The following is a 26,307-nucleotide window of genomic DNA, read 5'->3' as shown; positions in this document are numbered from 1 at the left end:
CACGCCGATTTTGACGGGTAGATGGAACAAGTTCTGTCTGCCCCATCTACCCTGTCAAAATTGGTAATCTATCAAAACTCTTACAGTGAACAATAGGTCAGAGTTGGAGGCAGTGCCTTGTAATATTTGACATTTTGTAAACGCCGTAATATAGGCACACATGTCTCTGTATTACTGTAGATATATAATTATTCAAAGATAAAACTCAATGCTGGGTTTCTTTCCTGAGCTCTCTAGAGAACAGTAGTTTTTGGGATAGCTATATGAGCTTAAAGAAAGATAATGCTCGTATCAGGCTAGGCTAGCATCTAAAACTCTGGCTCAAGAATATTATGAGCACTCTTAGTTGACGTCGGGAAGTAGGACATTAGATTGGCTAGTATTGACCAGGCTTTATTGGCCTCTCTTGATCTTGTATTTGCACAAGATGTAGAAGGGCGATTTGTTTACATTAGCTCGATGACGGCCCGGGCGTTTGGTGCAAGCCGCGATCGCCTGGTCGGGCGAATCCTTGCCGAGTTGAATTTGCCTCCTGCTGTTGTTGAACAGCTTCAGGTTAATCACCATGCTATTTTCACGACTGGTCAGGCCCTGACGGGGGAAGTTCGTTTTCCAGCGTTTTATTCCGATCAGCTCAGGGACTACGAATATACCTTCAGCCCTGTGCTAGGGCAGAATGGTCAGATCGAGGCGGCTGTTTTTATTGGAAAAGATATTACTCAGCGAAAACAGGCCGAAATTGCCCTGCAAGAGTCTGAAAAGAAGTATCGGCTTCTTTTTGAGTCGGCAAATGACGCCATCTTTATCATGGATCGCGCCACCTTCCATATTCTGAATGCGAACTGGAGCGCCGCCCGCCGCCTAGGGTACTCTCGGCGAGAATTGCTGCAATTGACCATTGACGATATTGCCATACCGCTAGAACCGGAGCTTCAGGATGGAATTTTAGAACAATTGGAGGCGGAAGGGAGCATTATTTATGAGCATCGCTATCGGCGTAAAGATGGCGCTGAGATCCCCGTCGAAATTAATGCGCAACTAATCGAGTACGAAGAGCAACTGGCAATTCAATGCTTCGTGCGTGATATTAGTCAGCGAAAACAGGCCGAAGATTCCTTGCGGCAACAGCAGCAACAACTGGCCAGCATTGCCGCCAACTTCCCCGGTGCAATTTATCGAGAAGTGCTCTCCTCGTCTGGGCAGGTAACCTTGCCGTTTGTGAGTGAAGGAATTCAGGATGTCTGTGGATATCCATCCGATCAATTGATGGCCGATCCAACTCTTCTGCCGCAGTCAATTCATCCGGGCGATCGCCCACTTTTCATCGAACAATTGCAAGACTCCCGTCAAACTCTGCAATCGCTTGACCAGGAGTATCGCATTTGCCCTATGGGGAATCAGACCCGTTGGGTGCGTGAAGTGGCCCGGTTCTTCCGCGACGAAGACGGTAACACGATCGCCGATGGGGTGATTATTGATGTCACTGATCGGAAGGAAGCGCAAATTGCGCTCCAGCGACAGTTAGACCAGGAGCGGCTGTTACGCCAGGTGGTCGAACATATTCATCAATCGCTAAATCTGGACAGCACTCTACAACTGATTGTTGAGGATGTGCGCCAGTATCTTCAGACGGACCGCGTTCTGATCTTCCGGTTCAACAGCGATTGGACGGGGGAAATTGTTGTGGAGGCCGTAAGTGATCCCAGCTTATCGGTGGCCGACTGGGGAGTAAGGTTGCCCCACCCGGATCTTGATAGCTTTCTGAGTGGTAATGCACTCTTTGCATCCGACATTCACCATTCAGATCTGCAACAGTCTTACACGGACCTATTGTTTCACCAGGCCCAGGTGCGGGCCATGTTAACCGTGCCCATCATGGTTCAACAGGAGGGGGATACGGATCAGGATCCTGCAGGTAGCCCTGTGGTAAGGCTCTGGGGAATTTTGATGGTGCATCACTGCTCCGATATTCGGGAATGGCAGGATTTTGAGGTCGATTTATTGCAGAAGCTTGCAACCCAGGCAGGCATTGGTATTTATCAGGCAGAACTCTATCGACAACTGCAGGTCGAGCTACAGGAACGGCGGCGGGTTGAAGCAGAAATTCGAGTGCTGAATGCAGAACTGGAACAGCGCGTTTTACAACGGACGGAGCAACTACGGCGGACGAATGTAGAACTAGCCGACGAGGTAGCGGAACGGTTGCGGGTGGAGGTGGCCTTACGGGAAAGTAATCAACGCTATGAAACGCTGGCAGCGCTGGCTCCTGTTGGGATTTTTCGTACCGATGCGAGTGGACGCTGCATTTATTACAACCAGTGTTGCTGTGAAATTTTGGAGCGATCGCATCTCGCCTCTTTCCAGCACATCCAGGAGCATTACCTCTACCCCGAAGATCAGGCGTGGGTGTCCCAAACCTGGATGGATGCCCTCGCACGGGGGGTGCCCTACCGGGTAGAATGCCGTTTCATCAAGCCTAAGGGGGACAGTATTTGGGCCATTATTCAGGGACATCCTGAATTAGGGACAGGTGGTCAGATTCTTGGATTCGTCAGCACCATCACAGATATTACTGAATTAAAGCGCATTGAAGAAGAATCACGCACGAGCCAGGAACGTCTTCAAACCCTGATTGATGCGCTTCCCTTTGGGATTTGGGCCAGGGATGCAGAAGAACGGTTGATTTTGCAGAATCCGGTAGATATGCAGCGGTTCGGTAACATGCTGGGAACGCTGCCCGGTGAACTGGATTGTGAAGCGGAAGTGATTGCGCTTTATCAACAGCTTTGTGACTTGTGTCAGCCCGATCGGGTGCTGGAATATGAAACCGTCGAGGTCTGGAATGGAGAAGACCGCTATCTTTTACGGCTTGTCTGTCCCTTTCCAGATTTTGATGGCCGCTATGGGTTGATGGGAGTCGTGATCGATATTACAGAGCGCAAGCAGGCTGAGTTAGCGTTGCGACAGAGTGAAGCCCTATTCCGCTCTCTATTTGAAACCGCCGCGGTCGGCATTGTCCTGACCGATCGCGACTATCGTATTCTGCAGGTGAACCAAAAACTGTGTGCCCTGTTAGGGTACACCGAAGCGGAGTTGCGATCGCTCAATTTCCGCGATTGCACAGACCCAGACGATCTCCCGATTTTCGAGGCGGCATTTAATCAGCTCGTGCAGGGTATTGTGCCTAACTGCTCAATTGAGCAGCGCTGCATTCGGAAGGATGGGTCCTTACTATGGAGCAAAAGTACAATTTCTGTGGCATCCGATGGGGTGGACAGCCTTGAACGTTACTGCATCATCGTCGATGACTTGAGCGATCGCAAGCAGGCCGAATTGGCTCTACAAGATAGTGAGGCCCGATTCCGTACGATATTTAATAACGCAGGTTTTGGCATTGTAGTTGCCGAACCTCCCAGTTATGACCTCCGGTTTTGTAATGCGGCATTCCAATCGCTGGTTGGCTTCAGCGCCGAGGAACTGGCCGAAATAACCTTTGCTGAGCTGACCTATCCAGACGATCTTTCCCATGAGACGGCCTTGGTGGAAGCATGTCTGGCGGGTGGCCTTGATCGCTACCAGCTAGAGAAGCGCTATGTGCATAAGAATGGTGACGTGGTGTGGGTAAATTTGATGTCCACCATTGTGCGGGATAGTCATCAGCAAATTCGATTTGCGATTGGTTTAGTGGAGGATATTACCACCCGAAAACTCAACGAAGCGGCTCAGCTCCAGTCCGAACTGGCACTGCAACGCTCTGAGGCACGACAGCGAGCGATTCTACAAGCGATTCCCGACATGCTGTTTTGGATACGTCGGGACGGGATGTATCTAGAAGTGATTGGCCGAGATGGGATGCTAAATTTCCTGCCAGCAGGTGAGAATGTTCAGGGCCGCTACATGGATGAGTTACTCCCGACTACTATCAGCAACCGTCAACAAGCTGCTATTGAGGAGGCGATCGCCACCGGCATTACTCAACACTACGAGCAAGAACTCTCATTCGGTAACCAGCTCCAATATGAGGAAGTTCGTGTGAGCCGGGGGGATGACCAGACCGCTTTGTTGATGATACGGGACATTAGCGATCACAAACGCGCCGAACGCCAGCTTCAGGAGATGCGAGAGCGTTACGAACTAGCGATTACAGGTATCGGTGAAGCTATTTGGGATTGGGATATTATTCAAGACAGAACCTATGTGTCCGCTCGGTTTTGGGACATGATGGGCTACCCTGTCAACGCTCAAGAAAGCTATTCCACAGCCGATTTTCTGGCAATGCTGCACCCAGAGGATCGCTGTCATGTGGAACTGGTGACCCGCCAGCACCTCGAACACCGAGAACCCTTCAATACGGAATATCGAGTGCGGCATCAATTGGGGCACTATATCTGGATTCGCGATCGCGCTCAAGCGATCTGGAATGCGGCTGGTCAACCCGTTCGGATGATTGGTACGTGGGCCGATATTACAGAATTCAAGCGGCTTGGCGAAGCCTTGCGGCAGAGTGAAGCTTCTTACCGGGCAATGGTCGAACTTCAGACAAACTTGGTCTGCCGCTTTCGTCCAGATGGTACGCTGACCTTTGTCAACGAAGCCTATTGTGCCTTCTTTAAAAAATCTGCTGAGGAACTTCTCGGCAGAAACTGGTTAGAATTTGTCCCTGCTGAGTCTCGTTCTGCCCTCCAAGACTATCTGGCATCTCTAGGTACTGACAAACCTACGGGTGAATATGAGCATGCTGTGATTGGGCCTTCTGGCGACCTACGCTGGTATCGATGGTCTGATCGGGTTTTGTTGGATGACGAGGGAAAACCCATGGAGTTTCAATGCGTTAGCTCTGATATTACAGAACGCAAGCTCCTGGAAAGAGCCCTCGCCCAATATCAAGACATTCTCCACGACATTGTGATGCAATTTGGGGGAGCGATCGCCCAATTTCGTTGGCACAGTATAGAGGATTTTAGACTAGAACTTGCTTCCGGAAAATGTGAGCAGATTTTTGGCTCTCTGCCCCAAGATTTAATGGAAGACGCAACTCTATGGAGTTTGTATATTGAGCCCGATGATATTGATGCAGCGATCCTGCCAGCGTGGGTTCGCCTGTTAGAAGGTCAGGCGGATTCTGTAGTGTACCGCTTCCGTCGGATTGACGGTCTGATGTGGATTGAGGGAAGGGCGATCGCACGTTACGACATCCCTCAAGCTGCCTGGATTATTACGACCCTCAATACGCCCGTGACGGATGCCTGCTGAAAACCTGATGAGTTGAAAACAAACCCTGGGCTTTCTGCTTCCTCAATGAGTCATTGCATGGCGAAGCCTCTCCATGCCTCACGCCTTCAGAACTGATTGAGACAGCAAGTGTATCGATATGCAAGATGTCGTGCACTACGTCAAAACAGACCGACTTGCAAACCGTTATCATGATGGCTATCTGATGAAAATGTGAGTTTTTAAGGCTCACCTTCTTATCTTTCTCATACGGTAACCAAACTTACATACAGCACTTTTCAAGCCTATGAGGTACAAGTTATTTTTGTGAGAGCCTCGCGGAGCGAGGCTCTCACAAAAATAACTGCATTTTATTCAAGCGCAAAGCGCTGTATAGATGAATGAGTTGCTTTTCTATAAAGAAAAGTGACACTATTTTTAGTCCGTTGCTATATAGGGATCAATAAGCGTATAAAAATTGGGAGTTTCTGTTTCAATTTGCTCTCCAGTTTGGTTCTTAATAGAAGCTTTTTTCTGGTTCTGGAGCATCGATGAGATTTGTCGTGAAAGATTTTGATGCTTTAGTAAAGAAATGAATCAAAATCTTTATAAATTATAAAAATGAAGGCATAGTAGTTGAACTAGCTTGACGGCTAGCATCACTATATAGCGGTTAAGATATATCTTTGAAAGAGGGATATTGTGTTCAACGTTTCCTCTCTAACATTCAGTTTCCTTTCGTGTAGTGTCTGAATCTCATCGGTGCTATATCATGCCGGTCTGCTTTACCGGACAGGAGCCGAAGAAGTTTAAAAGGCTTTATGGGAAGTAAAACAGTTTCGTTCAGGATCCCAGAGGAAATGCTTCAGGCTATTGAGAAGCAAGCCAAAGCGCTGGGAAAGACAAAAACAGACTTGGTGATAGAAGCGCTAGCACAGGTTTATGATTTGCCTGTGCCTGACTCCGAGACAAGCCTGGATTCTATCCAGCAACAACTCGATGCATTGCGGCAACAAATGAGCGAACTTACGGGAGATGCTGGCACTCAGCAGACCCTGGCGCGCGATGGAATTATCAAGGTGACGTCAGCCATTCAAGAGGTATTACAAGTTTTTCAGGTACCTCCGCTTCCCGATAACGGGCAACCTGATTTCAGCATAGTTCACACGGCTCAGTTGGAGCCCTATCAACCCCCGGCAGCCATTCGATTACTGGATATGGATATGGCCCATAGCGCAGAGCAGATTGCGCTCCAGGTCGAATATCAAATGCAAATTTTCGATCAGATCTTTTCGGCCATTCCAGATCTAGTCTTTATTTGCGATCGCTTTGGCCACTTTACGTATGTCAGCCCCATCGGTGGGCGTGTCTGGGGGCTTGACCGTACACAAGTGCTGGGTCATCTTTGCTACGAAGCCGAACTGCCCTCTGAGTTTACAGAGTTCTACCTTTCCCAAATGGATACCACCCTCTCCTTTGGGAAGCAGAGCTTTGCCGAACTGCGCGTGTTTACAACTGGGGGACCTCGCTATTTTGAATACACGCTTAGTCCAATTCGTTCGGAAACCGGAGAAATCATTGGTACCGTTGGGATTGCTAGCGACATTACCCATCGCAAAGAAACAGAGTTAGCCCTGCAAGAATCTCTGGAAAAGTACAAGAATCTGTTTGAACTGGCAAATGACATGATTTTCATCATTGATGTCGAGACTCATCGCATTATTGATGCCAATCAGAAAGCATCCCGCCGACTTCGTTATACGCGCAAAGAGCTGACCCAGTTAAAACTGGAAGACATTGAAACGACAGAGGCCACAGACTATTTTCAAGTCTATGTAATTCCTCAATTGGAGAAAGCCGGTAGCCATATTTTTGTGCATCAGCTGCGCCGTAAAGATGCAACGACGATTACGGTAGAAGTCAGCATTCGGTTGATTGAGTATGGCGATCGCCTGGCTTATCAAAGTTTTGCCCGTGACGTCAGCGAACGACAGAAGCTAACGGATGCCGTCTCATGAACGCATAAAGGAATGGTTCACCTGGGTGTGAGATGTTCGCTATAGCGAACATCTCACACCCAGGTGAATCAGAGTTGATAGGGTGCATCCCACTTTTGCAGATTTGGGAACCCACTTTTGTAAGTGAGGCGGGCGAAGCCCGCCTCACTTACAAAAGTGGGATGCACTCGAGTTGATATCACACTACGAACTGGCGCAGCAATGGATGGGTAAGGTAACGGTAAATGTTGTACCTCTGCCAACGGTACTATGAACGGTAATTTCCCCTCCATGGGCTTCCACGCACTTTTTAACAATAAATAAGCCCAGCCCTGTACCCGATATCTTTTTGACATTGGAACCTCGGCAGAACGGCTCGAATAAACGGCTTTGTTCTTCGGGCAAAATGCCAATACCCTGATCTTGAATGCAGAAATTTAAGGTTTCCATGGCACAGTTTAGTTGAAAATCAATTGTGCCTCCTTCAGGGGAGTATTTGATGGCATTGGATAATAAATTGCAGAGAATATGGCGCAGTAACTTTGGATCTAAATTGTAAAAAAGTGGGCTCGCTTTATCACATCCCTCAACCTCGAAATGAAGAGCATGGGTTGTAGCTTGAGTTTGATATTCGTGGACTAATTCGCGACAGAACCAGAGAACATCCATCGGTACTGGATGGCAGTAAAACTGAGAAGTCTCCGTGTCGCTCAGGGTTAAAACATCTTCAAAGAGTTCCAGCAAACTGCCAGTTGTTCCTTTCGCCTGCTTCAAATAAGCTAAACGTTGTTCTACCGTAAGCTGTAAATCCTGTCGCTCCAGGAGACTGAGAGTCGCCATGATAGAACTTAATGGGTTGCGAAACTCATGGGAAACAATCGAAACAAACTGCGACTTTAGCTCATTTAATTGCTTTTCTTTAATTAAGGCTCGTTGCAGTGCCTCACTGAGGTCACGCTCCTTAGCTAAGGCCTTTTGCATCATCATTTCAGCCTGATGCCATGAGACTGCAATTTCGAGCGCAGTATTGAGATGTTTTGTTTGAACAGGCTTAATCAAATATCCGAAGGGATGGGTGGCTTTGGCCTGGGCTACGGTAGCATCATCGGCATGGGCTGTTAAAAAAATAATGGGCAACTGGTATCGCTCGCGGATTCGGGCTGCAATGGCAATCCCATCCGTATCCCCCTTGAGGTGAATGTCCATCAGGATCAACTCAGGGTGGAAGTTCTCAGCCGCCTCCAGAGCGGTTTCTGCGCGATCGCAAATGGCAACAACCTGATGGCCTAACTGGGTCAATCGCCGCTGAATATCAAGGGCAACTAATTGCTCATCTTCTACAATTAAAATGCTAAAGCCCATAGTGAGAGCTGCTAAGATGCAGCGTCAAAAATAATAGTGAAAGTTGTACCTGAGCTACGGCTTAATTCAATTGTGCCCCCCAATTGCCGAGTCAAGGCACACACAATTTGCATACCTAGAGACTCAGTTTGCCGAAAATCCAGATGTTCTGGAAAACCTATTCCATTATCCTGAATAATCAAATTATATTGAGAGAGATTATTCTCAAAAAGAATTAAAATTTCTCCTCCAAGACCATCAGAAAATGCATATTTGATGGCATTGGACACCAGTTCGTTAACAATTAAACCACAGGGAATGGCTAGATCTAATTCAAGGTCGAGGTTGGCAACTTCAACAGACCAGTTCACCATTAACCCAACGGGAAGGTAAGACTGAAAAACATCGTCTACTAAATCACGAATATAGTCTGCAAAGTTTAGGCGGGCTAAATTTCCCGAACGGTAGAGCCGTTCATGAATCATTGCCATGACGCTAATACGGCGTTGGCTTTCGATAAAAGGTTGTAGAATGTCAGGATTTTCAATCGATGCAGATTGTAAATTTAGTAGGCTAGAAACTACCTGTAAGTTGTTCTTTACCCGATGATGCACTTCCTTGATCAGCACTTCCTTTTGGCGTAGCTCATTCTTTAATTGGCTGTACAATTCTGATTGCTGAATGGCGATCGCCGTTTGTAAACTGATTTGTTGCAACAGGTCTATTTCCCAACTTTGCCATGTACGGGGGCCAGTGTTCTGGTAAGCGGCCAGCAACCCCCACAGGGTGTCGTGGACAAAAATTGGGGCGATCGCAAAAGCTTTGGCTTGAAACTGCTCCAATAGTTCCAGGTGACAATGGCTCAGGTTGGCCTGGTAGATATCCGATAAGGCAAAGGTCTCATGCTTCTGATAACGGCCACCCTGGCTGACTTGCAGGTGAGTGTCTTCCCAAACCTTCTGAATATTCGGTCCCACCAGGGGTACCCAACCCTCTTCCACAGACTCGGCTACAAAGCTACCACTCCAATCCGGATTAAATCGATAGAGGGCAACGCGATCGGCTTTCAGGGTCTGGCGGGTTTCAAGGAGCACCGTAGTCAGGATCGTATCAAAGTTGAAGGATTGGTGGATGTGTTGGGTGACGAACCGTAGCAACCGTTCCTGTTCCGCTTGCTGCAGCAAAGCTTCCGTCCGTTCCTGCACTCGTTGTTCTAGCTCTCGATTGAGGTGTTGCAGGGCTGTTTCGGCCCGTTGACGCTCGGCTAGTTCCAGCTGAGCCTGCTCATACAGATTGGCTTGTTGGATCGCAATGCCGACCTGAGTTGCCAGTTGGGACAAGAGTTCTCCCTCCCATGGTTGCCAGGTTCGGGGTTTGGAACAATGATTGGCAACCAATAGGCCCCACAGATGATCACCCTGGAGGATGGGAACAATCAACTTGGCTCTTACCTGGAGCTGCTCCATCAGCTCCATATGGCAGGGGCTAAAACCCGCGTTAAAAACATCTGCAATGGCGCGAATGGTACCTTGCTGGTAAGTTTGGCCTCGTGTCTCAACAAAATAGCTGTCCCTAATTTCCATATTGAGAATGGATTGCCAGGGCTTCGTAACGGATTCGGCAACCACGATGCCACTCCAGTCCTGCTCAAAGCGGTAAATGATGACGCGATCGCTCTGGAGAAATTGCCGCACCTCCGCTACCGTTGTGCTCAGAATTGTTTCCAAATTGAGGGATTGGCGGACCCGTTGGGCGATCGCTGCTACCAGCCGTTCACGCTCGGCTTGTTGTTGTAGTGCTGCCTGGGTTTCTTTAAGGATGGTGATATCGGTCGCGACACCCAACATTTGCCGGGGCGACCCATCCTCAGTACGGTTGAGAACGCGATCGCGACCTAAGAGCCAGCGGTATTCGCCTGCCTTGTGGCGCATCCGATACTCAATTTCCAAAACATCCCCATCTTGTAGAGTGGAGCAACGCTGAAAGTTTCCGGCCATCCGAGGTCTATCCTCGGGATGTAATAAGGTTGGAAATAAGCCGCTCCCCAGGGACTGAATCTCTGCGGGGGAATAACCAAGAACTGCCTCAATCTGGTGGTTGACATAAACATTACGATTTTCCTCCAGATCATAGATATAGAGGATCGCCAGGGTCGATTCGGCAATCTGCTCGGTGTAGTGTTGTTGCTGGCGTAGAGCGGCTTCTGTCCGTTTGCGATCGGTGACATCTCGGGAAATGCACAGAATAGACTGTATGACCTGATCATGGGTTAGTTCGGGGGCGATCGCCATCTCAAAGGAGCGAACCCCCATGAGGGTTGCGGTCTCAAACTCAATGATTTGCTTCTCACCCGTTGCCAGCAGCCGGGCGGCAGCCGCTTCCCAAGCACAAACCATTTCCTCCGCCATATTCAAGTCACGACAGGTCTTGCCCAGAAATACGTCTGCAGGCAAACCTGTAATGGCTGTTAAGGCTGGGCTGATGTAGAGATGCCGGAGCTGGGTATCAAAGCGCTCAATAATATCAGGAGAGTTTTCCACCAACACTCGATAGACCTGCTCCTGTTCTTGAAGCTGACTCTGAACCTGTTTTTGATAGGTCGTTTCCAACATGAACCCGACTAACCTGACCGACTGATCAGGAGCCTGAACGAGCCGAACGGTGTCATAGAGCCAGACGACATGACCGTCCGCAGCCACCATGCGGTATTCCATGTAATGCACGTTGTGCATCTGCCGCAATGCTCTAGCCTGATGGCATGCTTTGAGGGTGGGAAGGCGATCATCGGGATGCAGGTGCTCTTCCCAAAAATTAGGCTGTAACCAGGCTTCTGCCGGGTAGCCCAGAATCGCTTCGACTTGAGGGCTGACAAACGTAAATTGCAAGGATTTGGGGTCTGCTTCCCAGACAATGCCATTCAAAAAGCCAACCAGGGTTTGATAACGTTGCTGCGATTGCTGTAGTGCTGCTTCGGCCTGTTGTACCTCTAGCCAGCCGGAGGCTTCATTGAGAGCTACATCTAAGCTGTCAGGGCTGGGGCAGGGAGGGCTACTTAGAGCGTGCAGTAAGCTCAGAGGAGTGACAATTCCAATGACCTGGCGCAAGTGATTCAGGACAGGTATTTGCTGAATTTGATGCTGTTGCATCAGAGCGAGAAGCTCAGTGGCTTCCAGGAGATCGCTGTCCTGTAAGGTCAATAGCGGTGGTGCCATGACGTCACCGATGGCGATCGCAGCCAGATCCTGGTGAGCTACGGTGAGAGAGATAAGCTCCTGAGCGGTGAACACTCCTACCAGCTGCTCATTGTCGACCACCAATGCGCATTCAGGAGAGCCGGGGTGCTCTTTCAGCCATGCCAATACATCTAATAAGGGAGTATTAGGGGCGACGAGGAGGGGATGTCGATCAATGGCTTGTTGTAGGGTTGGAACACCGGTAGTCATCTAGATTTGCACAATGCCATGCTGGAACTCATATTTCTGTATAACAGGTCGAAGGATTGGATATTCTAGTTTTGTCATAGAACAATACGGGTTTTCTATTACACCTACGTGGCTTAGGTTCGGGTTAAGGGTGGTTTGCAGGAACCTCCTGTATTGAATCGGTTCTTGAGGGTGTACGTTGTATGGCCTCGTTGTACAACGATTCACGTAGGAGGCTTCAGGTGTGAAGTGACAAAAAATGGCTTCTAATCCAACCCCCAGTGCTCAGCGGAATACGCCTATGTTGGGTGGTTTAGGTGCTTCGTACCCCGCACCAGCTAACGTAGGCGTATTTCCGCCGGGTTGGACTGGGCGTGCCATGTTAAAAAAAATACTCCGGTTTTGCGGAGTCACCCGGGTAGGACGTGTAACAAAAGATAGAACCCGCGTGATTTTTTGGCCTTATGGGCAATCTAGGAAATAACACGGGTGAGCCAACTCTTCTATACCCGGATTTACTTTAGTGTTAAGGACTGCTATGAAGCTTCTTCCTTTTGCGATCGCTCTTGCTACCACCTGTCTCAGCGCTCTAGCACTGCCTGCCCAGGCCCAATCAGTTTTGATGGAAGAGAACGGTGCTCTCGAGCAGGGCGATGAGATGTTGTCCTCTGACAATAGCCTGTACGATGTCTACACCTTTGATGGGGAAGAGGGGCAAGCTATTAAAATCGACCTGGCCAGCAGTGAGTTTGATACCTATCTGGCTGTGTTGGGTCCCAGTGATGAAGTGCTGGCTGAAAATGACGACGCTGAAGGCAGCACTAACTCATCCATTACTCTGACTCTGGCAGAATCGGGAACGTATACCTTCATTGTGAATGGATATGATAGCTCCAGTGTGGGGCAGTATGTGCTGACAGTTTCTGAGCAGGCTGAGTAGTCGTTGCGTTTCTAACTAGTATTCGACAACTTAAGTTTGCCTTTATTGAGGGATGGGGGGTGCTTCGCAACCTCCCATCTTTCAATATCTAAATATAGAGGAGCTTTCACCAGAATTCAGAGTTCTAGTTCTGATGTTGCGAATGGAGCTATGAGGAATGTGGGGCTGCTGTTCAACATCCCGTTTCATAACTCCATTTACCAATAGGTGGTCTTAAATAAGTGCAAGATGGGTTCTCCTCACTGAGCCAGACTGTAGAACAGTTCGACTCAGTGAAAAACTTTAAAGTGTGTTTTGAAGATACCTGATAGGGCTATTTCTTGTGCGTCAGGTGCACGAAAAATACCTTTTATAAAACTGACTCTAGCTCTGTGTATAGGTGCTTTAGCCTACCTTCATCTCTAACGTTGGTCAACGCGAGTATATCTTGAGGGGCATGGCAACACGAAAGCATTGATTTATTTTAGTGAATAAAGCTAAAGATCCTGAGCTATTTTTCCGGGAGTGTTGGTGTTGTCGTTGTGACGTCAACATTCATGGAAAAACTGTTCGCAATAATGAAATTTATAACCGTATTCGTAAAAGCGATCGCCAGGGGGTAATGTATGACAGATTGGATACGCGCCATTTCCCAGGGCACCGCTACCCTTAACGATGCCTACGATGCGGTTAAGGGAAAAATTACTCGGTTGTTGCGTCTTGAAGACCCGATTCAAATTATGGCGTATCGGGGTTATGGCACCCCAGAATGGCTGTTTGTGAAGGGGCGAGTTTTGCAAGACCAGGGGATTAAAATCCGTGAGACAAAGGCGCGTCTCCTAGAAAACGTGGTGAATATGTATCGGCGCTTTGCCACGGATGAAGTGCCAAAAGCCCGATTAAGGGTTTCTTTGGGAGATATTTATCAAGAAGTTGTAACCGATCGAGAAGGATTTTTTGAGACGGAGTTACGTCCCTCGTCCCCTTTGGAGAGCGATCGTCTTTGGGAACGAATTGATCTGGAATTGCTGCATCCGCTCTCGAAGCGGTATGGAGCTGTACGCGATCGAGGGCAGGTTCTCATTGTGCGAGAACAGGCTCGTTTTGGCGTTATTAGTGATATCGATGACACCATCGTAGAGACTGCTGCAACCGATTTGTTAAAGATGATTCGCATTGCTTATCTGGGCAACGCTCAAACCCGTAAGCCGTTTGATGGGGTTCCTGAGTTTTACCATGGGTTGCAACGGGGGGTAAGTGGAAAGGAAGGAAACCCTATCTTTTATGTTTCTAGCAGTGCCTGGAACATGTATGACGTGTTTGAACAATTTATGGATATCAAACGCATTCCTCCAGGTCCAATCTTGCTACGAGATATTGAATTATCGCTCGAAAATTTGCTGTCATTCAAGCATGAGATTCATAAGATTGAACAAATTCGACCGATTTTTGAACGATTTCCTCACCTACCATTTATTTTGATTGGGGATACGGGCCAACGGGATGCTGAAATCTATCAGAACCTGGTGCAAACTTATCCCGATCGCATCCTTGGAGTCTACCTTCGAGATGTTACTCCTAATAACACAGCACGGCATGAGATATTGAAGACGATCGAACAAACAATTCGTGATTTAAGTTGTTCATTTCTCGTCTTTCAGAATACTCAAGATGCGATCGAACATGCTGCCCGGCAGGGTTGGCTTGAACCTGAGAAGACTCTTGTGAAGTAGTCGTTCAGCTCATATCTTTCATGGTCGTATTTTAACTGTGTAATTCATTTTGTAAGAGGGGTACTGAACGCCCTTCTCATAAATGAATGACCTGCCTAGAACTGTTGAGTTCGCTAAGCCTCTCTGGTGAGAACTATATAGCCCTGTGCACGTTGATTAAGTACGGTGGTGTGGGGCACGAAGTGCCCCACACCACCGTTGCTGTACTTAACGCACTTGCACATCGCTATATAACTAAGGTTAGGTCAAATTAACGATAATTTACCTCAAAGTAGGGGTGCGTATTCCCTTCAATACTCGTAATTTGAAGGCAGCTGAGCCTGTTACCGAATAACCCTGTCAACGGTAGAGGCTACTGAGGAATTCCAGGGGAATAACCGGGTTCAAAACCTGTACAGGCAGTATTCCTATCAAATGGCCTGTCCAAGTATGGGTTTTTAAGTGAGATAAACGGTCAACAAGTGACTGAGCGATTGAACACTATTTTTGTAGGAGAATAACCGCCATGGTTACTACATTGGATGATACAAAGCGGATGATGATCGGTGAGCGATTAGCCGACTTGAAAGCATTCCAGAACCTCATTATTTCCAACGATCAAAAACTGCTAGAAGCGTGCTCTTATAATGATGTTCGCGAGCGGTTGCAGAACATGCTTGAGGATGACCAGAAGAATCTGGGCATCATCGAAACAGTAATTGTGCAATATGGTGTTCCGGCAGAACCCAATGCCGCAACGCATAAGTTCATCGAACGATTCCGGGAAATGATGTCGGATGGTGAACTGACCTTTTACCAAAAGCTAATTCAACATGAATTGCTCAAGCATGGGCAGGCCATGAGCGGCATTGTCATCCACAAGGCTGCCCAGAAGGTTGGTGCAGATATTGAAACGGCGATCGCCCCTCTCAATACCGTGAACTTCGAAGGTCGTGCCCACCAGGAGCAACTGAAAGGCGTGCTCGAACAAGTGGGTGTGCGCGAAATGACTGGTCAGGATGCTGACCAGGGGCTGTGGGCTCGGGTTCAGGATGCGATCGCCGCCCTCTCCGGTATGGCTGGTAGCGTCATCACCCAGAATACGAACAAACAGGACATGAACATCCAGACTCTCATTCGTCTGGATCACAACAAGACCAACACCATCTTTACGGAAATCGGGGCAACCCGCGACCCACAGAAGTTGCAGGAGTACTTCGGGCAACTCTATAAGGATCTGTCGGCTCATGCCCTGGCTGAGGAAGAGATAGTCTATCCCCGCATTCGTGGCTTCTATGGTGATAGCGATACCCAGGAACTCTACGATGAGCAGGCCCAGATGAAGTCGATGCTGGAAGACATCCGTTCTACTGATCCTAATCAGGTTGATGAGTTCCGCCACAAGGTGAAGCAGCTGATGGACATGGTAGGTGACCATATCCGCCAGGAAGAGAGCACGATGTTTGCGGCGATCGACCAACATTGCAGCACCGAGCAGAAAGAACAAATGGCTACGGAATTCAAAGCGGCTAAGAGCCGGATTCAACAGGGAATGGCTGCAAATCTTTCCTAGTAGCTGTTTGAAATTCAGGATTAGCGTGGAGTAAGTCATGACTAATTCGCCTTTCACTCGTTTCCCATAGCTTCTTGTTCTGGTAAGTGGGCTTTTGCTTCTGCAAAAAATACCGCTCAAGGAAATTCAGGAAATTGCTATTGGAGGTAGGGAAAGGATTTTATGTAAGACAGGGGGCCTATGTGTCTCCTGTCTTTGCTTGTTGGGCTTGCTTCAATAGCTTTTACAACTGATGTGGGGGATTTCTTTTTCTAGGGTCTAAGTTACAGCCCATGGAGTGTCCTACAGCTCCTTGCTATGGCAACGGATTGGAAATACGGTCGAACTGTATCGATTAACTAATGACTTCTATAAGGTTATTTTATGTTTTGTCGAGGCTGCTCTCTGGGGATGGTGGTTGGCCTTGATTCTGGAGGGCTTGCAAAGTTGCGGTTCCTCTGCTCCTATGGTGGTTGCAAAGTTTTTTGTAATCTGGAGACTTCCCCTTTCCGTGGCCGCTTCGACAAAATGCTAGACTTTTATTGCCTTAGATAGACCTTGAAGGCTGTCCAGCCATTCGGGTTACACTTGGGCATCCACTCCTCCCTAAGATACTGACGCTGCCCGATTGAGTTGCAAGGATGTGTACCAGTAGATTTGAGTAGACAGTCTCGAAAAGAAGCACAGGTACCCTATTCGATTGGCCTCTTCTGGCTTAATAATCAGACTCTAGAAAGTTTACTTTTTGGTGGCTGCTGTGCGATCGCCCTCTACCGTATTGGTATGGGCCGCGTTGCTTCAGCAGTCTCTTTTTCATGAGTTGCCAAAAGAATCTAATCCCCTGGAAAAAGCATCACTCCTATGGTTATTCAATCGCAGGTCTAACGAACACAACACATGAAAAGGAGGGGTCCAACGGGTATGAAGCTTAGCCTGGGCTGGTCTACTAATAATATTTGGATACTTATCAGACGCTTACTATGGTTGGGTTTTTGGTCACTAGTCATCCCCACTGGGCTGTATAGTCTTTGGCTTTATCGTGGCCACTCGTTACTACCCCTGCAAATTGCATTAATGGCGATCTCCCTGTTGGGTTTGGTGGTCGTCAACAGCGAGACCGTTGCTGTTCTTCAGCGAGGGCGATCGCAATCGTTTGAGCGGGTCAGGGGGTTACTCCAAAAGTTCCTTCCGGGTTCGGCTCCTGTAGTCGAACCGATGGTCACGGTTGTTCCTCCCCAGCAGCTTCCGTTTGTCTCGGTGATCGTGGTGGCCTACCTGCCCAATGAGCAAGACATTATTCTGGAAACCCTGGAACACTGGCTCACTCAGGTTGAGACTCCGTCGGTTGGCTGGGAAGTGGTGCTGGCCTACAACACCCCAACCCGTCTTCCGGTAGAGGCGCAATTAGAGCAACTGGCTCGCCAGTTTCCAGAATTAATCCTGTTCCCGGTGCATGGCAGTACCTCCAAAGCCGAGAACCTGAATGCAGCGCTACAACGGGTTAAAGGGGAGATGACGTGTATCTTTGACGCGGATCACCTTCCTGCCCGAGACTGTTTAATGCGTGGCTGGGCATGGCTGAAAAACGGTCACTATGACGGTGTTCAGGGCCGCAATATCATCCGGAACTACGACGACAACTGGTTAACAACGCTGGTGGCCGTAGAATTTGAGTGTATTTATGGGGTCAGCCATTATGGGCGATCGCTGCTAACAGATACGGCATTATTTGGAGGGTCTAATGGTTACTGGCGTACCTCCGCAATCCGTTCTGTTGGCTTTTGTGCCGCTCGTTTAACAGAGGATATTGACGCAACACTGCGGGCCTTGCTACAGGGGTACCGTATCGTCCATGACCCCGCTATTCTGACAACGGAGCTGGCACCGGATAATCTGAAGTCATTGTGGTTGCAGCGGCAGCGCTGGAGCCAGGGGTGGATTGAGGTGGCGCGGCAATACCTGGGCGGGGTATTGCGATCGCCCTATCTTGATCCCTTCCAAAAAGTGGGTTGGGTCATTATCCTGCTCTATAGTCAATACTTCCATCCCATTATCTGGCAGGCCATTCCGATCTCTCTGAGTTTGGCGCTGATTGATCCGGGCCATAACTTGACCGATGCGATGGAAACCTGGAATTGGAGCATGATGGGTATTCTAACCCTGAGTATTGTGGCTCAGGTGGTAGTTGCCATTCGTCCAAAGTTCTCGAATTCGCCCCTGTCCCTCTGGCATGGAGCGCTCTACTGTTTGCTGTCTCCTTTCTACTTCTGGTTCCGTAGTGTGGTAGCCCTGGTCGCGTTCTACAATCACATCTGTGGAAGTCGCACCTGGCATGTCACCCGGCGTACTCGCCGTAAAGCGGCTCGTCTTACGATCCATCCCCAACCCGAAGAACCCTATCCTGTGCGCAGTCGATAAGGTTTAGCGATGCAGAACTTGACCCTTCATCAGGGATTAGTTCTGCATTAATCAGGGCTGCTAGAAATAGGGGGGGAAACTCCAGAAGCATTTGTTGAGCCCTCCTCTGACTCGCTGTTATTTCTTGGCTGCTATAGATGCCTTTTGTTCTCGTGGTGACGACAATGATGTTTTTAGGCCAATAAGTTTTGGTCTTCTAATAAACGCCTTCAAGAGAGTGATTAGCTGTAGCTATCGATAGCCTCAATTCAAAGAAAAAACTGCCGAATACACATCATCATGAATCGGATAAGGAGAGCGTTGGGGTTTAACCCCGACGCTCTCCTTGTACCAGGCGGCTGTAGCTACAGCTTTAATGGCTGCTTGAGAATTTATTATCAGCTATTGGGGCGCGATCGCTTAATCCGGTCGATCTCGGCCTGAAGGTCAGCTAGCTCGCGGCGTAACCGTTCTACGTCATCGCTGGTGTTAGAAGTAGAAGGAGGTGCCGGTTCTACATCCACCGCTCCCTGGGTGCCACGACGATAATTCCCAGCTCGAATCTGGCGGAATTCCTCCGAATTCGCCCATTCCTGTAGAAAGGAAACCCGCTCGACTGTAAACGGATGGGTTTGAAAAACGTTTTGGGAGAGATTGTTGTAGAGGAAGAATTTGTAAACCTGGTTCAAGCCATCCTGATCTAGATCCTGATAGCGTTGGGATTGGCGCATGAACTCCTGTAAATTCAGTTCATTAGCATAGCGGTTACTGCCTCCCGCCAGATGCATCATGTTTTGTAAAACAGGATTGAGGTCATCCATGACCAACAGAGCAGCCCGATCAGCGGACAACTCTGCTTTGCGAAGCCACTCATAAAATGCCAGAATCATCCCGGTACTAACCAAGGTGCTGAGGCCGAAGGTCATCTCTGCCAGCCCCGAAGCAACGGTAATGGCCCAACTTGCCATCTGGGTCAGGGTATTATGGCCACACTTCAGGTGCCCCAACTCATGAGCAATAACAGCCCGTAGTTCCTGAGAGCCGCTAATCTCTAACAGACCTGTACTGAGGACGACGGAAGGGCGCTCTTGCCCAATGGCATAAGCGTTTACCATTGGAGATTGAGACACAAAGAGAACTGGCTCGGGAGAGATATCTAGATCTCGGAGGCATTCTCGAAATATTTGATAAATGGTGGAGTACTGGCGAGGGCCTACTTCGATGCTGTTCCCCATGAGGTACACGAAGCGGGGCCGATCAAACGTGAACTCGACGAAGCGGCGAGCTACAAGGTCAAAACCGGGCACACTGCGCAAGGCTTGCTCAGCCTGGGAATCCAGGGGATGGCGAAATGCTGCGGCTGAAATTCCAGGGTAGGAGGGCATAAGGGAAGAGGGCAGGAATTGGCTGCATCTAGTTTAATCGCTGATGTTTGAATCGCTGACGTCCATCACTTCAGAAGATCCTACGCTTGAATCAAAAAGTCTGAAGCGGCCACACTTAAACCATTGCTGAAATCAGCAAATTGCCCACCGCTCCCAAACCCAGCAGCCTGACGGTTTTGATTGTAATACAAGGCCCCTGTGGCTCGAATGTAGGTGAAGAGGGCCCTGCTAGACTGAGCTTGAGCAAGCGTACCTACGGCCTGAAAGCTAACCTGATTGCTGCTGAGGGCTGTAAATGTCGTGCGATCGAGAATCAGTTTATCGGGTCTCTGGAAATCAGTGACGACATCAATACCGATTGAGGATGTTTGAAAGGTACGACCTATATCAAACACAAACTGATCTGCCTCGGTTCCGCCCGTTAACGTGTCGCTACCGAGCCCACCGATGAGGCGATCGCGCCCCCCAGCCCCCAGAAGAGAATCAGCATCCGCGCCCCCATCGAGTCTGTCATTCTCGGCACCGCCATTGATGCGATCGCGACCCAACCGCCCGATGAGCTGGTCGTTGCCGCCAAAACCGAAAATACGGTCATTGCCCCTTAAGCCATCAATCCGATTATCAGCGTTTGTTCCGGAAAGAACATCATTGCCTACAGTAGCGGGATTTTGCTGGACTGTTACCAGGAAGGTGTCTTGGATAAACTGCCCAAGCAGGTTGGTCGCACGGACGGTGATGGTGGCAGTTTTAATGGGAGCAGGACGATAACTGAGCACCAGGTTATTGTTCTGGATACGGGCGTTGACCAGAGCAGAGTTTGAGTTTCGGACCACGTTAAACCGCAACTCGCTCAACTGTGAAACGGTAATGCTGCGATAGCGTACCAGATCCTCGTCTCCGGTTACGGATGGATTGGCGGGATCAATCTGTAAAGGCAGGGTATCAAAGGCTCCCTGGCCGAAGAAGCCTGTGCCATTAAAGCGGGGAACAGTGGCGATCGCATCGATAACATCCAGATCAGCGGGTAAAACCTGGCCAAAGACTGTAAACCCGCCGTTCTGGGCATCCAAGTTGGCCGAGTTGTTGGCTAAGTTAAAGAACCACTGGTTGGTTGCACTGTTGGGGTCTCCCCCTAATTTAGCCATGGCGATCGTACCGCGCAGGTTGGACCGTCCAGCACTAAACTCATTCTGAACAGGTGCATTAGCGGGAATAACCCCAACTGCTGCTGCACCGTTGTTCGGGGTTGCCTCCAGTACGGCGTCTAATCCATTTACAGTAAAACCACCGCCCTGCACTACGAATCCCGGTACAGAGCGGTGAATAATTGAGTTGGTGTAAGCGCCGCTGTTAACGTAATTTCGGAAGTTTTGAACGGTCAGTGGAGCTCCAGCCCCAGGCTGATCAAACAAAACAACGTTTGTGACCCCACCATTCAAAGCCGTATTGTAGAGCTCAAACCTGGCTACCAAGCCGGTTGTCAGGGTATCGTCAAAGTTATTGAACAGATTGATCGTTGTGGTTTCGGCTTCTCGATCTACAACGTTAGCGATAGGATTGACCGCAATTGCCATAACAGTATTGATTTATATCTGGACAGTTAAATTCACTCGTAAACGTGGCTTGCCTTAGCAGAGTGACCATTAGTAGCGGACGGCTCAGCTATAGGTTTAATTCCTGCCTTTTCTAAAATGGCAGGAATTAAATCTTCTCGGCGAACGGCCATGAGATGTACACCCTGGCAGAGATCGCGGGCAGATTGAACTTGCTCCGCGGCGATCGCCACCCCCTCTGCCAGCGGATCCTGCGCTTTTTCTAACCGCTCAATAATATGGTCAGGGATAGTGACTCCAGGGACATTCTTATTGATAAAGAGTGCATTTTTAGCAGACTTTAGCAGAAAAATTCCTGCGAGCACCGGTACATTATAGGGGGCCGCAATCTTATCCATGAATTTTTCGAACCGTTCAAAGTCTGAAATGAGCTGACTCTGGAAAAACTGGGCTCCAGCTTCTACTTTCCGCTCAAAACGCCGTTGTAAACCCGACAAACTATTACATTGGGGATCAACGGCTGCTCCAGGAAACAGCGTAGTGGCCTGGTTCGTTAAGGGCTTACCGTTACAGTCTTCGCCAGCATTTAACCTATGGATCAGGCGAATTAAGCGAACCGACTCTAAATCAAAGACAGGCTTGGCCTCAGGATGATCGCCAGCCGCCACAGGGTCGCCCGTTAGGGCAAGGACGTTGCGGATACCGAGAGCCTGAGCGCCTATGAGATCTGCCTGAAGGGCAATGCGGTTGCGATCGCGACACGCAATCTGAAAGATTGGCTCAATCCCGTTTTGCAGTAGGAGTGCGGAAGCTACCAGTGATGACATGCGCATGACAGCACGGCTACCGTCGGTTACGTTGACCCCGTGTACCCAGTCCTTCAGCAAACAGCCCATTTCCAGCATGTGGCTCGGGTCACCGCCCTTGGGGGGCATCACCTCCGCCGTCACCAGAAACTCTCCGGCCTGAGCGGCAGCCCGGAAGCGGGAAAGAGAACTGGACGGGAAAGGGGATGAAAAATCCATGCAAGCTATACCTAAGGGTGATGAACATTGGGAGCTTTGGAATCAATAGGATACCAGCCCCTGGTCTTTTTCGGATTTTGAACCCTGGTAGTGGATATATCAAACCCTCTAGCAGAGGATGTTCGTAAACCTCCAAAAAGGATAGATTTTTTCGTTTGTGAGAGGTAAAAATACTTTCTCTAGTATCCTGGGACGTAAGCGAACTTACGCCCAGTTGAACTCGTTTAGGTCTACGTAGGTAAGTAGTAGCCGAGGGACTGTTTTACCTTCAGTAAGGTTTGACTCGCTACTTCGGTAGCCTTTTCTGCACCCTGGCGAAGCACAGAATCCAGATACCCTGGCTCCTCCATAATCTCCTGGTACTTGTCCTGAATGGGTTTCAGAGCTGTGATCACAGTTTCTGTAAACAGAGGTTTGAACTGACCCCAACCCATTTCTCGGCACTCAGCTTCGACTGCTTCTTTGGTTTGACCTGATAACACCATATAGAGGGTTAACAGGTTGTTACATTCTGGGCGATCGGCGTCATTAAACCAGAGGCCGCGGGTGGAATCAGTTTTGCAGCGTTTGATCTTATGCTGAATTTGCTCAGGCGTATCCAGCAGATTAATGCGGCTGAGATCGGATGGGTCAGACTTGGACATTTTTCGGGTGCCATCTGTCAGGCTCATAACTCGTGCCCCCTCAGGGCGGATGAGTGGATCAGGCAGCTTCAAAATAGGCTTTTCCTCGCTCCCAAATTGATAATTGAGGCGGGCTGCAATGTCACGGGTGAGTTCTAGGTGTTGCTTCTGATCTTCTCCGACGGGTACTTTGTCGGGCTCATACAGAAGGATGTCGGCTGCCATCAGAGCCGGGTAGGTGAGCAACCCTGCACCTACATTCTCCCCTTGCTTGATGGATTTCTCCTTGAACTGGATCATGTCTTCCAGCCAATTGACAGGGGTGATACAAGTAAACAGCCAGGCAAGTTCACTATGGGCAGAAACATGAGATTGCACAAAGATGGTGGCATGCTCCAGACTAATGCCGCTTGCCAGGTATAACGCTGCTACCTGGCGGGTGTTGTTGGCCAGGGTGGCAGGGTCGTGGGGCACAGTGATGGCATGCAAATCTGCCATGAACAAATAGCTATCATAGTCATGCTGCATTTCGACCCAATTGCGGATGGCTCCCAGATAGTTGCCCAGGTGCAAATCGCCCGTGGGCTGAATGCCAGAGAGAACCCGTTGCTTACCCATGTGACCCAACTCTCTTGATAAATCTTTTGACAAAAGGCACGTAGATTAACCGTGACAAACAGTTACGGAAATTATCCTGATTATCGCCTCTGGCGAGGGCATCTGGCGGGAGGATTTTTGCAGAGACAGCAAATTTTCAGTGGGGCTGGTCTTTGGTCAGTCACAAAAACTGAGAAGTTTCAACCATGATGAATAGATGTTGCCCTTGTCAACCTGGGAATTGCTCTGTCATAATTAAGAAATGTAAATGGAAAGACGTCATTATGTCTCAGCCTACCGCGAGCTTGCCTTCCGAGCCTCTAGCCGAGTGTTTCGAGTTAGCCAGGGATCCAAAGGCTCACCTGGATGCAGAACGCGTATTTGCCGAATTTAAGCATGACTTGACGAGCGCTCCCCCTGAAGCGATGCAAGTTGTTGAGCGACTTTGGAAGGAGCTTCTGCTCGCCCGTCGTTCTGCTGCCTTTTGGGAAGAGATGAGCAATGTTGAGCGTTCCATGACCGAGCGCTTGGCTGCTGACCACATTCAACTCCAGCAAAATTACTTGCGTCTGGTGCAGGAACAGTAAACGAGTAGTTGCTCGTTAACTCACACTTCTTTCAAAGCCAGTGAGGTGCGAAATGGGTGTGTGGTGTCGTATGCATCTCGCACCTCACTGGCTTTGAAACGGCTATAGATTTGTAAAATTAAACCCTGGAACTGGATGTAGAAAGCACGGCAGAGCTGTGCTTCTCTCACAACGTTCTGGGGTTTATTTTTATGTGTTCCTCACAGTACCGAAGCGAGGATGGCGATAGAAAAGCTGCATCCTGACCATAAATTTGAAATGGAAAAAATTTGAAATGAAAACCGTATGTTTTCTGTATCCTGGGGAACTTAGCTTTATGTGCTCTTAATAAAGCCTATTTGATCTGTGGCGGGATATAAAATACGAATGAATTTTAGATGAAATGTATTTTTGATTCACAAAGTCCATACGAGTATTTACGTAGCACATTTATCTAGTGCGATAAAAGGTTAGGCAAAACCGTGCAACACTTTTGCTCATAAGCTTGTTGTTCGCCAATTCTATAAAAGATTTTTCAGGTGCGAGAAGGTTTCAACTTGGGCTTCATCCCCTTCTATTGCACAAAAATGGTAGAGGTGGTGAACTACAGTGGCAATTGTATGCCTGGTGACACGATACAGGTGAGCTATGAACATCTACGCTCTAACAGAATTGCCCCCACAGAACCGCCACATAGGCTGGTCTGTCTGTTACGCTTTTCAGGATACGCTGGCAACTACGTGCGATCCATATTTTCTCCATCCCCAAGTTCATAGAATTCGCCGTAACAAGCTCCGTCGACTCTGGCAGCGTATCTCCAAAACCTGGTATACCTTAGATCGACTACCGACATTAGGCAATGCACCCAATGTTCTATTGATGATTGGGCATTCCTCCCACTTTCTATCATCTATATTCACGTTGGGTTCTTTATTAGATCAATTTGACTTGCGAATTGCCTATCTACTGGATGGATTTGATCCGAAAGCATTAAGATCACAAGCTTTATCCCACATTAATCATCTTTTCGTTGTTTCGGCAGAGATGGTTGATGCTGTACAAGCTATCCATTCCATTGATACTTCTTTTCTGCCTTTAGGGGTAAACACTTTCCGATTTGAGCAACAAGCTCAGCGCTCTATCGATGTTATGGGTTATGGTCGGACCAACAAGGCTGTTCACCAATGTCTACAGAAACATTTTAATCAGTCTTATAGCGATCGCCTCTATTTCCATTCCACATTTGATCACGGAACGGTTACTGATCCGCAAGAACACATCACATTACACAATCGATTACTCAGCCGCTCAAAGGTGAGCCTGTGTTTTGAAGTGAGTGATGTGCCACGTTTTCAGGGCCAATCGCCTCTAGTATATCGCTGGCTTGAGGGTTGGGCCGCGGGAGCGGCGATCGTGGGTAAACGTCCGTTTGGTAAGGGAACCGATCAACTGCTCGACTGGCCAGATAGTACGTTTGAGATTCCAGATTCGCCAGAAGACTGGATACCGTTTTTTGAAGAATTACTTGCTAATGACAGCTTATTGGCAAAAGTTTCGGCGCGAAACACGTTAGAGTGTCGTTTGCGGCATGATTGGCGTTATCGTTTGCAGTCTATATTTCAGCAGTTCAATCTTCCCATTCCTGAGAAGCTTGCAGCGGATATTACGCAATTACAGGCGATTACCCAACCCGTCGGAGCGAGGGAAACACCCTTATCCATGGGAGCAGAGCCTCGGCAATCGGAAGTGGTGTGAGCTTCTCATATCGTTAGAAGAAGCCAGCGACGGAAATCATCCATAGAAGTGGGGAATGCACTCTCCACTTTCAAACATGGACAAGCATGACCCGTCGAGTCTAGTAATCTTTCAATTTTCAGTGTCGGGTATTTGGTACCAGCCCTTTCAAGGTGCTTTTTTATCTTTTTTAGATTTCGATTCACTCAGCAATCGAGCAGTGGAGACATGAGGTTTGTCTTTTTGCCGTTCGGGTTTTGGAACTTTCTTTTT

The 26,307-nt window shown here is 48.7% G+C and carries 14 protein-coding genes and 1 pseudogene; 8 read left to right on the top strand and 7 right to left on the bottom strand.

The features are described from left to right. Positions 1-372: 372 nt before the first annotated feature. Both NDI52_RS13280 and NDI52_RS13275 read left to right on the top strand, forming a co-directional pair. Positions 373-5,253, top strand: coding sequence for a PAS domain S-box protein (locus NDI52_RS13280; RefSeq protein ID WP_190774398.1), 4,881 nt, complete (start codon positions 373-375; stop codon positions 5,251-5,253). An 818-nt stretch (positions 5,254-6,071) separates the two neighbouring features. Next, positions 6,072-7,229: a PAS domain-containing protein gene (locus NDI52_RS13275; protein WP_190774397.1), complete on the top strand. Its 1,158-nt coding sequence runs from the start codon at positions 6,072-6,074 to the stop codon at positions 7,227-7,229. 183 nt (positions 7,230-7,412) lie between these two features. On the opposite strand, the gene NDI52_RS13270 is transcribed toward NDI52_RS13275, so the two are convergent. Together NDI52_RS13270 and NDI52_RS13265 are read right to left on the bottom strand one after the other, a co-directional pair. Next, entirely contained in the window at positions 7,413-8,570 is a 1,158-nt protein-coding gene (locus tag NDI52_RS13270) for an ATP-binding protein (RefSeq protein ID WP_190774396.1), read from the bottom strand. An 11-nt stretch (positions 8,571-8,581) separates the two neighbouring features. Further along, complete coding sequence (locus NDI52_RS13265; RefSeq protein ID WP_190774395.1) at positions 8,582-11,992, bottom strand: GAF domain-containing protein; 3,411 nt, start codon at positions 11,990-11,992, stop codon at positions 8,582-8,584. Positions 11,993-12,509: 517 nt separating this feature from the next. Here NDI52_RS13265 and NDI52_RS13260 point away from each other — a divergent pair. The 4 genes from NDI52_RS13260 (at position 12,510) to NDI52_RS13245 (ending at position 18,572) form a co-directional block, all read left to right on the top strand. Next, entirely contained in the window at positions 12,510-12,911 is a 402-nt protein-coding gene (locus tag NDI52_RS13260) for a PPC domain-containing protein (RefSeq protein ID WP_190774394.1), read from the top strand. A gap of 605 nt (positions 12,912-13,516) precedes the next feature. Continuing rightward, positions 13,517-14,623 (top strand): phosphatase domain-containing protein, encoded by a 1,107-nt coding sequence (locus tag NDI52_RS13255; RefSeq protein ID WP_190774393.1) that lies wholly within the window; start codon positions 13,517-13,519, stop codon positions 14,621-14,623. Between the two features lie 505 nt (positions 14,624-15,128). After that, positions 15,129-16,175, top strand: a complete 1,047-nt coding sequence (locus NDI52_RS13250; RefSeq protein ID WP_190774392.1) for a hemerythrin domain-containing protein — start codon at positions 15,129-15,131, stop codon at positions 16,173-16,175. Between the two features lie 900 nt (positions 16,176-17,075). Next, positions 17,076-18,572: a glycosyltransferase family 2 protein gene (locus NDI52_RS13245; RefSeq protein ID WP_190774391.1), complete on the top strand. Its 1,497-nt coding sequence runs from the start codon at positions 17,076-17,078 to the stop codon at positions 18,570-18,572. A 377-nt stretch (positions 18,573-18,949) separates the two neighbouring features. Here the strand turns inward: NDI52_RS13245 and NDI52_RS13240 are convergent, their stop codons facing one another. From NDI52_RS13240 to trpS, 5 genes and pseudogenes are all read right to left on the bottom strand, one after another. Then, entirely contained in the window at positions 18,950-19,936 is a 987-nt protein-coding gene (locus NDI52_RS13240) for a M48 family metallopeptidase (RefSeq protein WP_190774390.1), read from the bottom strand. An 80-nt stretch (positions 19,937-20,016) separates the two neighbouring features. After that, the gene (locus tag NDI52_RS13235) at positions 20,017-20,712 is read right to left on the bottom strand and encodes a calcium-binding protein (protein ID WP_347280205.1); all 696 of its coding nucleotides are present in this window, start codon (positions 20,710-20,712) and stop codon (positions 20,017-20,019) included. A 216-nt stretch (positions 20,713-20,928) separates the two neighbouring features. After that, positions 20,929-21,354 (bottom strand): annotated as a pseudogene (locus NDI52_RS13230) (peptidylprolyl isomerase); the annotation flags it as partial. Positions 21,355-21,542: 188 nt separating this feature from the next. Further along, complete coding sequence (locus tag NDI52_RS13225; protein ID WP_190774388.1) at positions 21,543-22,514, bottom strand: methylenetetrahydrofolate reductase; 972 nt, start codon at positions 22,512-22,514, stop codon at positions 21,543-21,545. Positions 22,515-22,744: 230 nt separating this feature from the next. Continuing rightward, positions 22,745-23,755: a tryptophan--tRNA ligase gene (trpS, locus tag NDI52_RS13220; RefSeq protein ID WP_190774387.1), complete on the bottom strand. Its 1,011-nt coding sequence runs from the start codon at positions 23,753-23,755 to the stop codon at positions 22,745-22,747. Positions 23,756-24,018: 263 nt separating this feature from the next. Between trpS and NDI52_RS13215 the strand changes: the two genes are divergently transcribed. Beyond that, complete coding sequence (locus NDI52_RS13215; RefSeq protein ID WP_190774386.1) at positions 24,019-24,321, top strand: hypothetical protein; 303 nt, start codon at positions 24,019-24,021, stop codon at positions 24,319-24,321. A gap of 627 nt (positions 24,322-24,948) precedes the next feature. Continuing rightward, the gene (locus NDI52_RS13210) at positions 24,949-26,055 is read left to right on the top strand and encodes a glycosyltransferase (RefSeq protein WP_190774385.1); all 1,107 of its coding nucleotides are present in this window, start codon (positions 24,949-24,951) and stop codon (positions 26,053-26,055) included. The last annotated feature ends 252 nt before the right edge of the window (positions 26,056-26,307 follow it).

The organism is Leptolyngbya sp. PL-A3 (assembly GCF_039962325.1).
Taxonomy (GTDB): domain Bacteria; phylum Cyanobacteriota; class Cyanobacteriia; order Elainellales; family Elainellaceae; genus Vacuolonema.
This window is presented reverse-complemented; position numbering and strand designations above follow the sequence as displayed.

Excerpts from the sequence above, each read along its gene's own strand:
- NDI52_RS13270 (WP_190774396.1), bottom strand. The coding sequence starts at position 8,570 with ATGGGCTTTAGCATTTTAATTGTAGAAGATGAGCAATTAGTTGCCCTT.
- NDI52_RS13260 (WP_190774394.1), top strand. The coding sequence starts at position 12,510 with ATGAAGCTTCTTCCTTTTGCGATCGCTCTTGCTACCACCTGTCTCAGC.
- NDI52_RS13225 (WP_190774388.1), bottom strand. The coding sequence starts at position 22,514 with ATGGATTTTTCATCCCCTTTCCCGTCCAGTTCTCTTTCCCGCTTCCGG.
- NDI52_RS13240 (WP_190774390.1), bottom strand. The coding sequence starts at position 19,936 with ATGCCCTCCTACCCTGGAATTTCAGCCGCAGCATTTCGCCATCCCCTG.
- NDI52_RS13215 (WP_190774386.1), top strand. The coding sequence starts at position 24,019 with ATGTCTCAGCCTACCGCGAGCTTGCCTTCCGAGCCTCTAGCCGAGTGT.
- NDI52_RS13245 (WP_190774391.1), top strand. The coding sequence starts at position 17,076 with ATGAAGCTTAGCCTGGGCTGGTCTACTAATAATATTTGGATACTTATC.
- trpS (WP_190774387.1), bottom strand. The coding sequence starts at position 23,755 with ATGGGTAAGCAACGGGTTCTCTCTGGCATTCAGCCCACGGGCGATTTG.
- NDI52_RS13250 (WP_190774392.1), top strand. The coding sequence starts at position 15,129 with ATGGTTACTACATTGGATGATACAAAGCGGATGATGATCGGTGAGCGA.
- NDI52_RS13275 (WP_190774397.1), top strand. The coding sequence starts at position 6,072 with ATGCTTCAGGCTATTGAGAAGCAAGCCAAAGCGCTGGGAAAGACAAAA.
- NDI52_RS13265 (WP_190774395.1), bottom strand. The coding sequence starts at position 11,992 with ATGACTACCGGTGTTCCAACCCTACAACAAGCCATTGATCGACATCCC.
- NDI52_RS13210 (WP_190774385.1), top strand. The coding sequence starts at position 24,949 with ATGAACATCTACGCTCTAACAGAATTGCCCCCACAGAACCGCCACATA.
- NDI52_RS13255 (WP_190774393.1), top strand. The coding sequence starts at position 13,517 with ATGACAGATTGGATACGCGCCATTTCCCAGGGCACCGCTACCCTTAAC.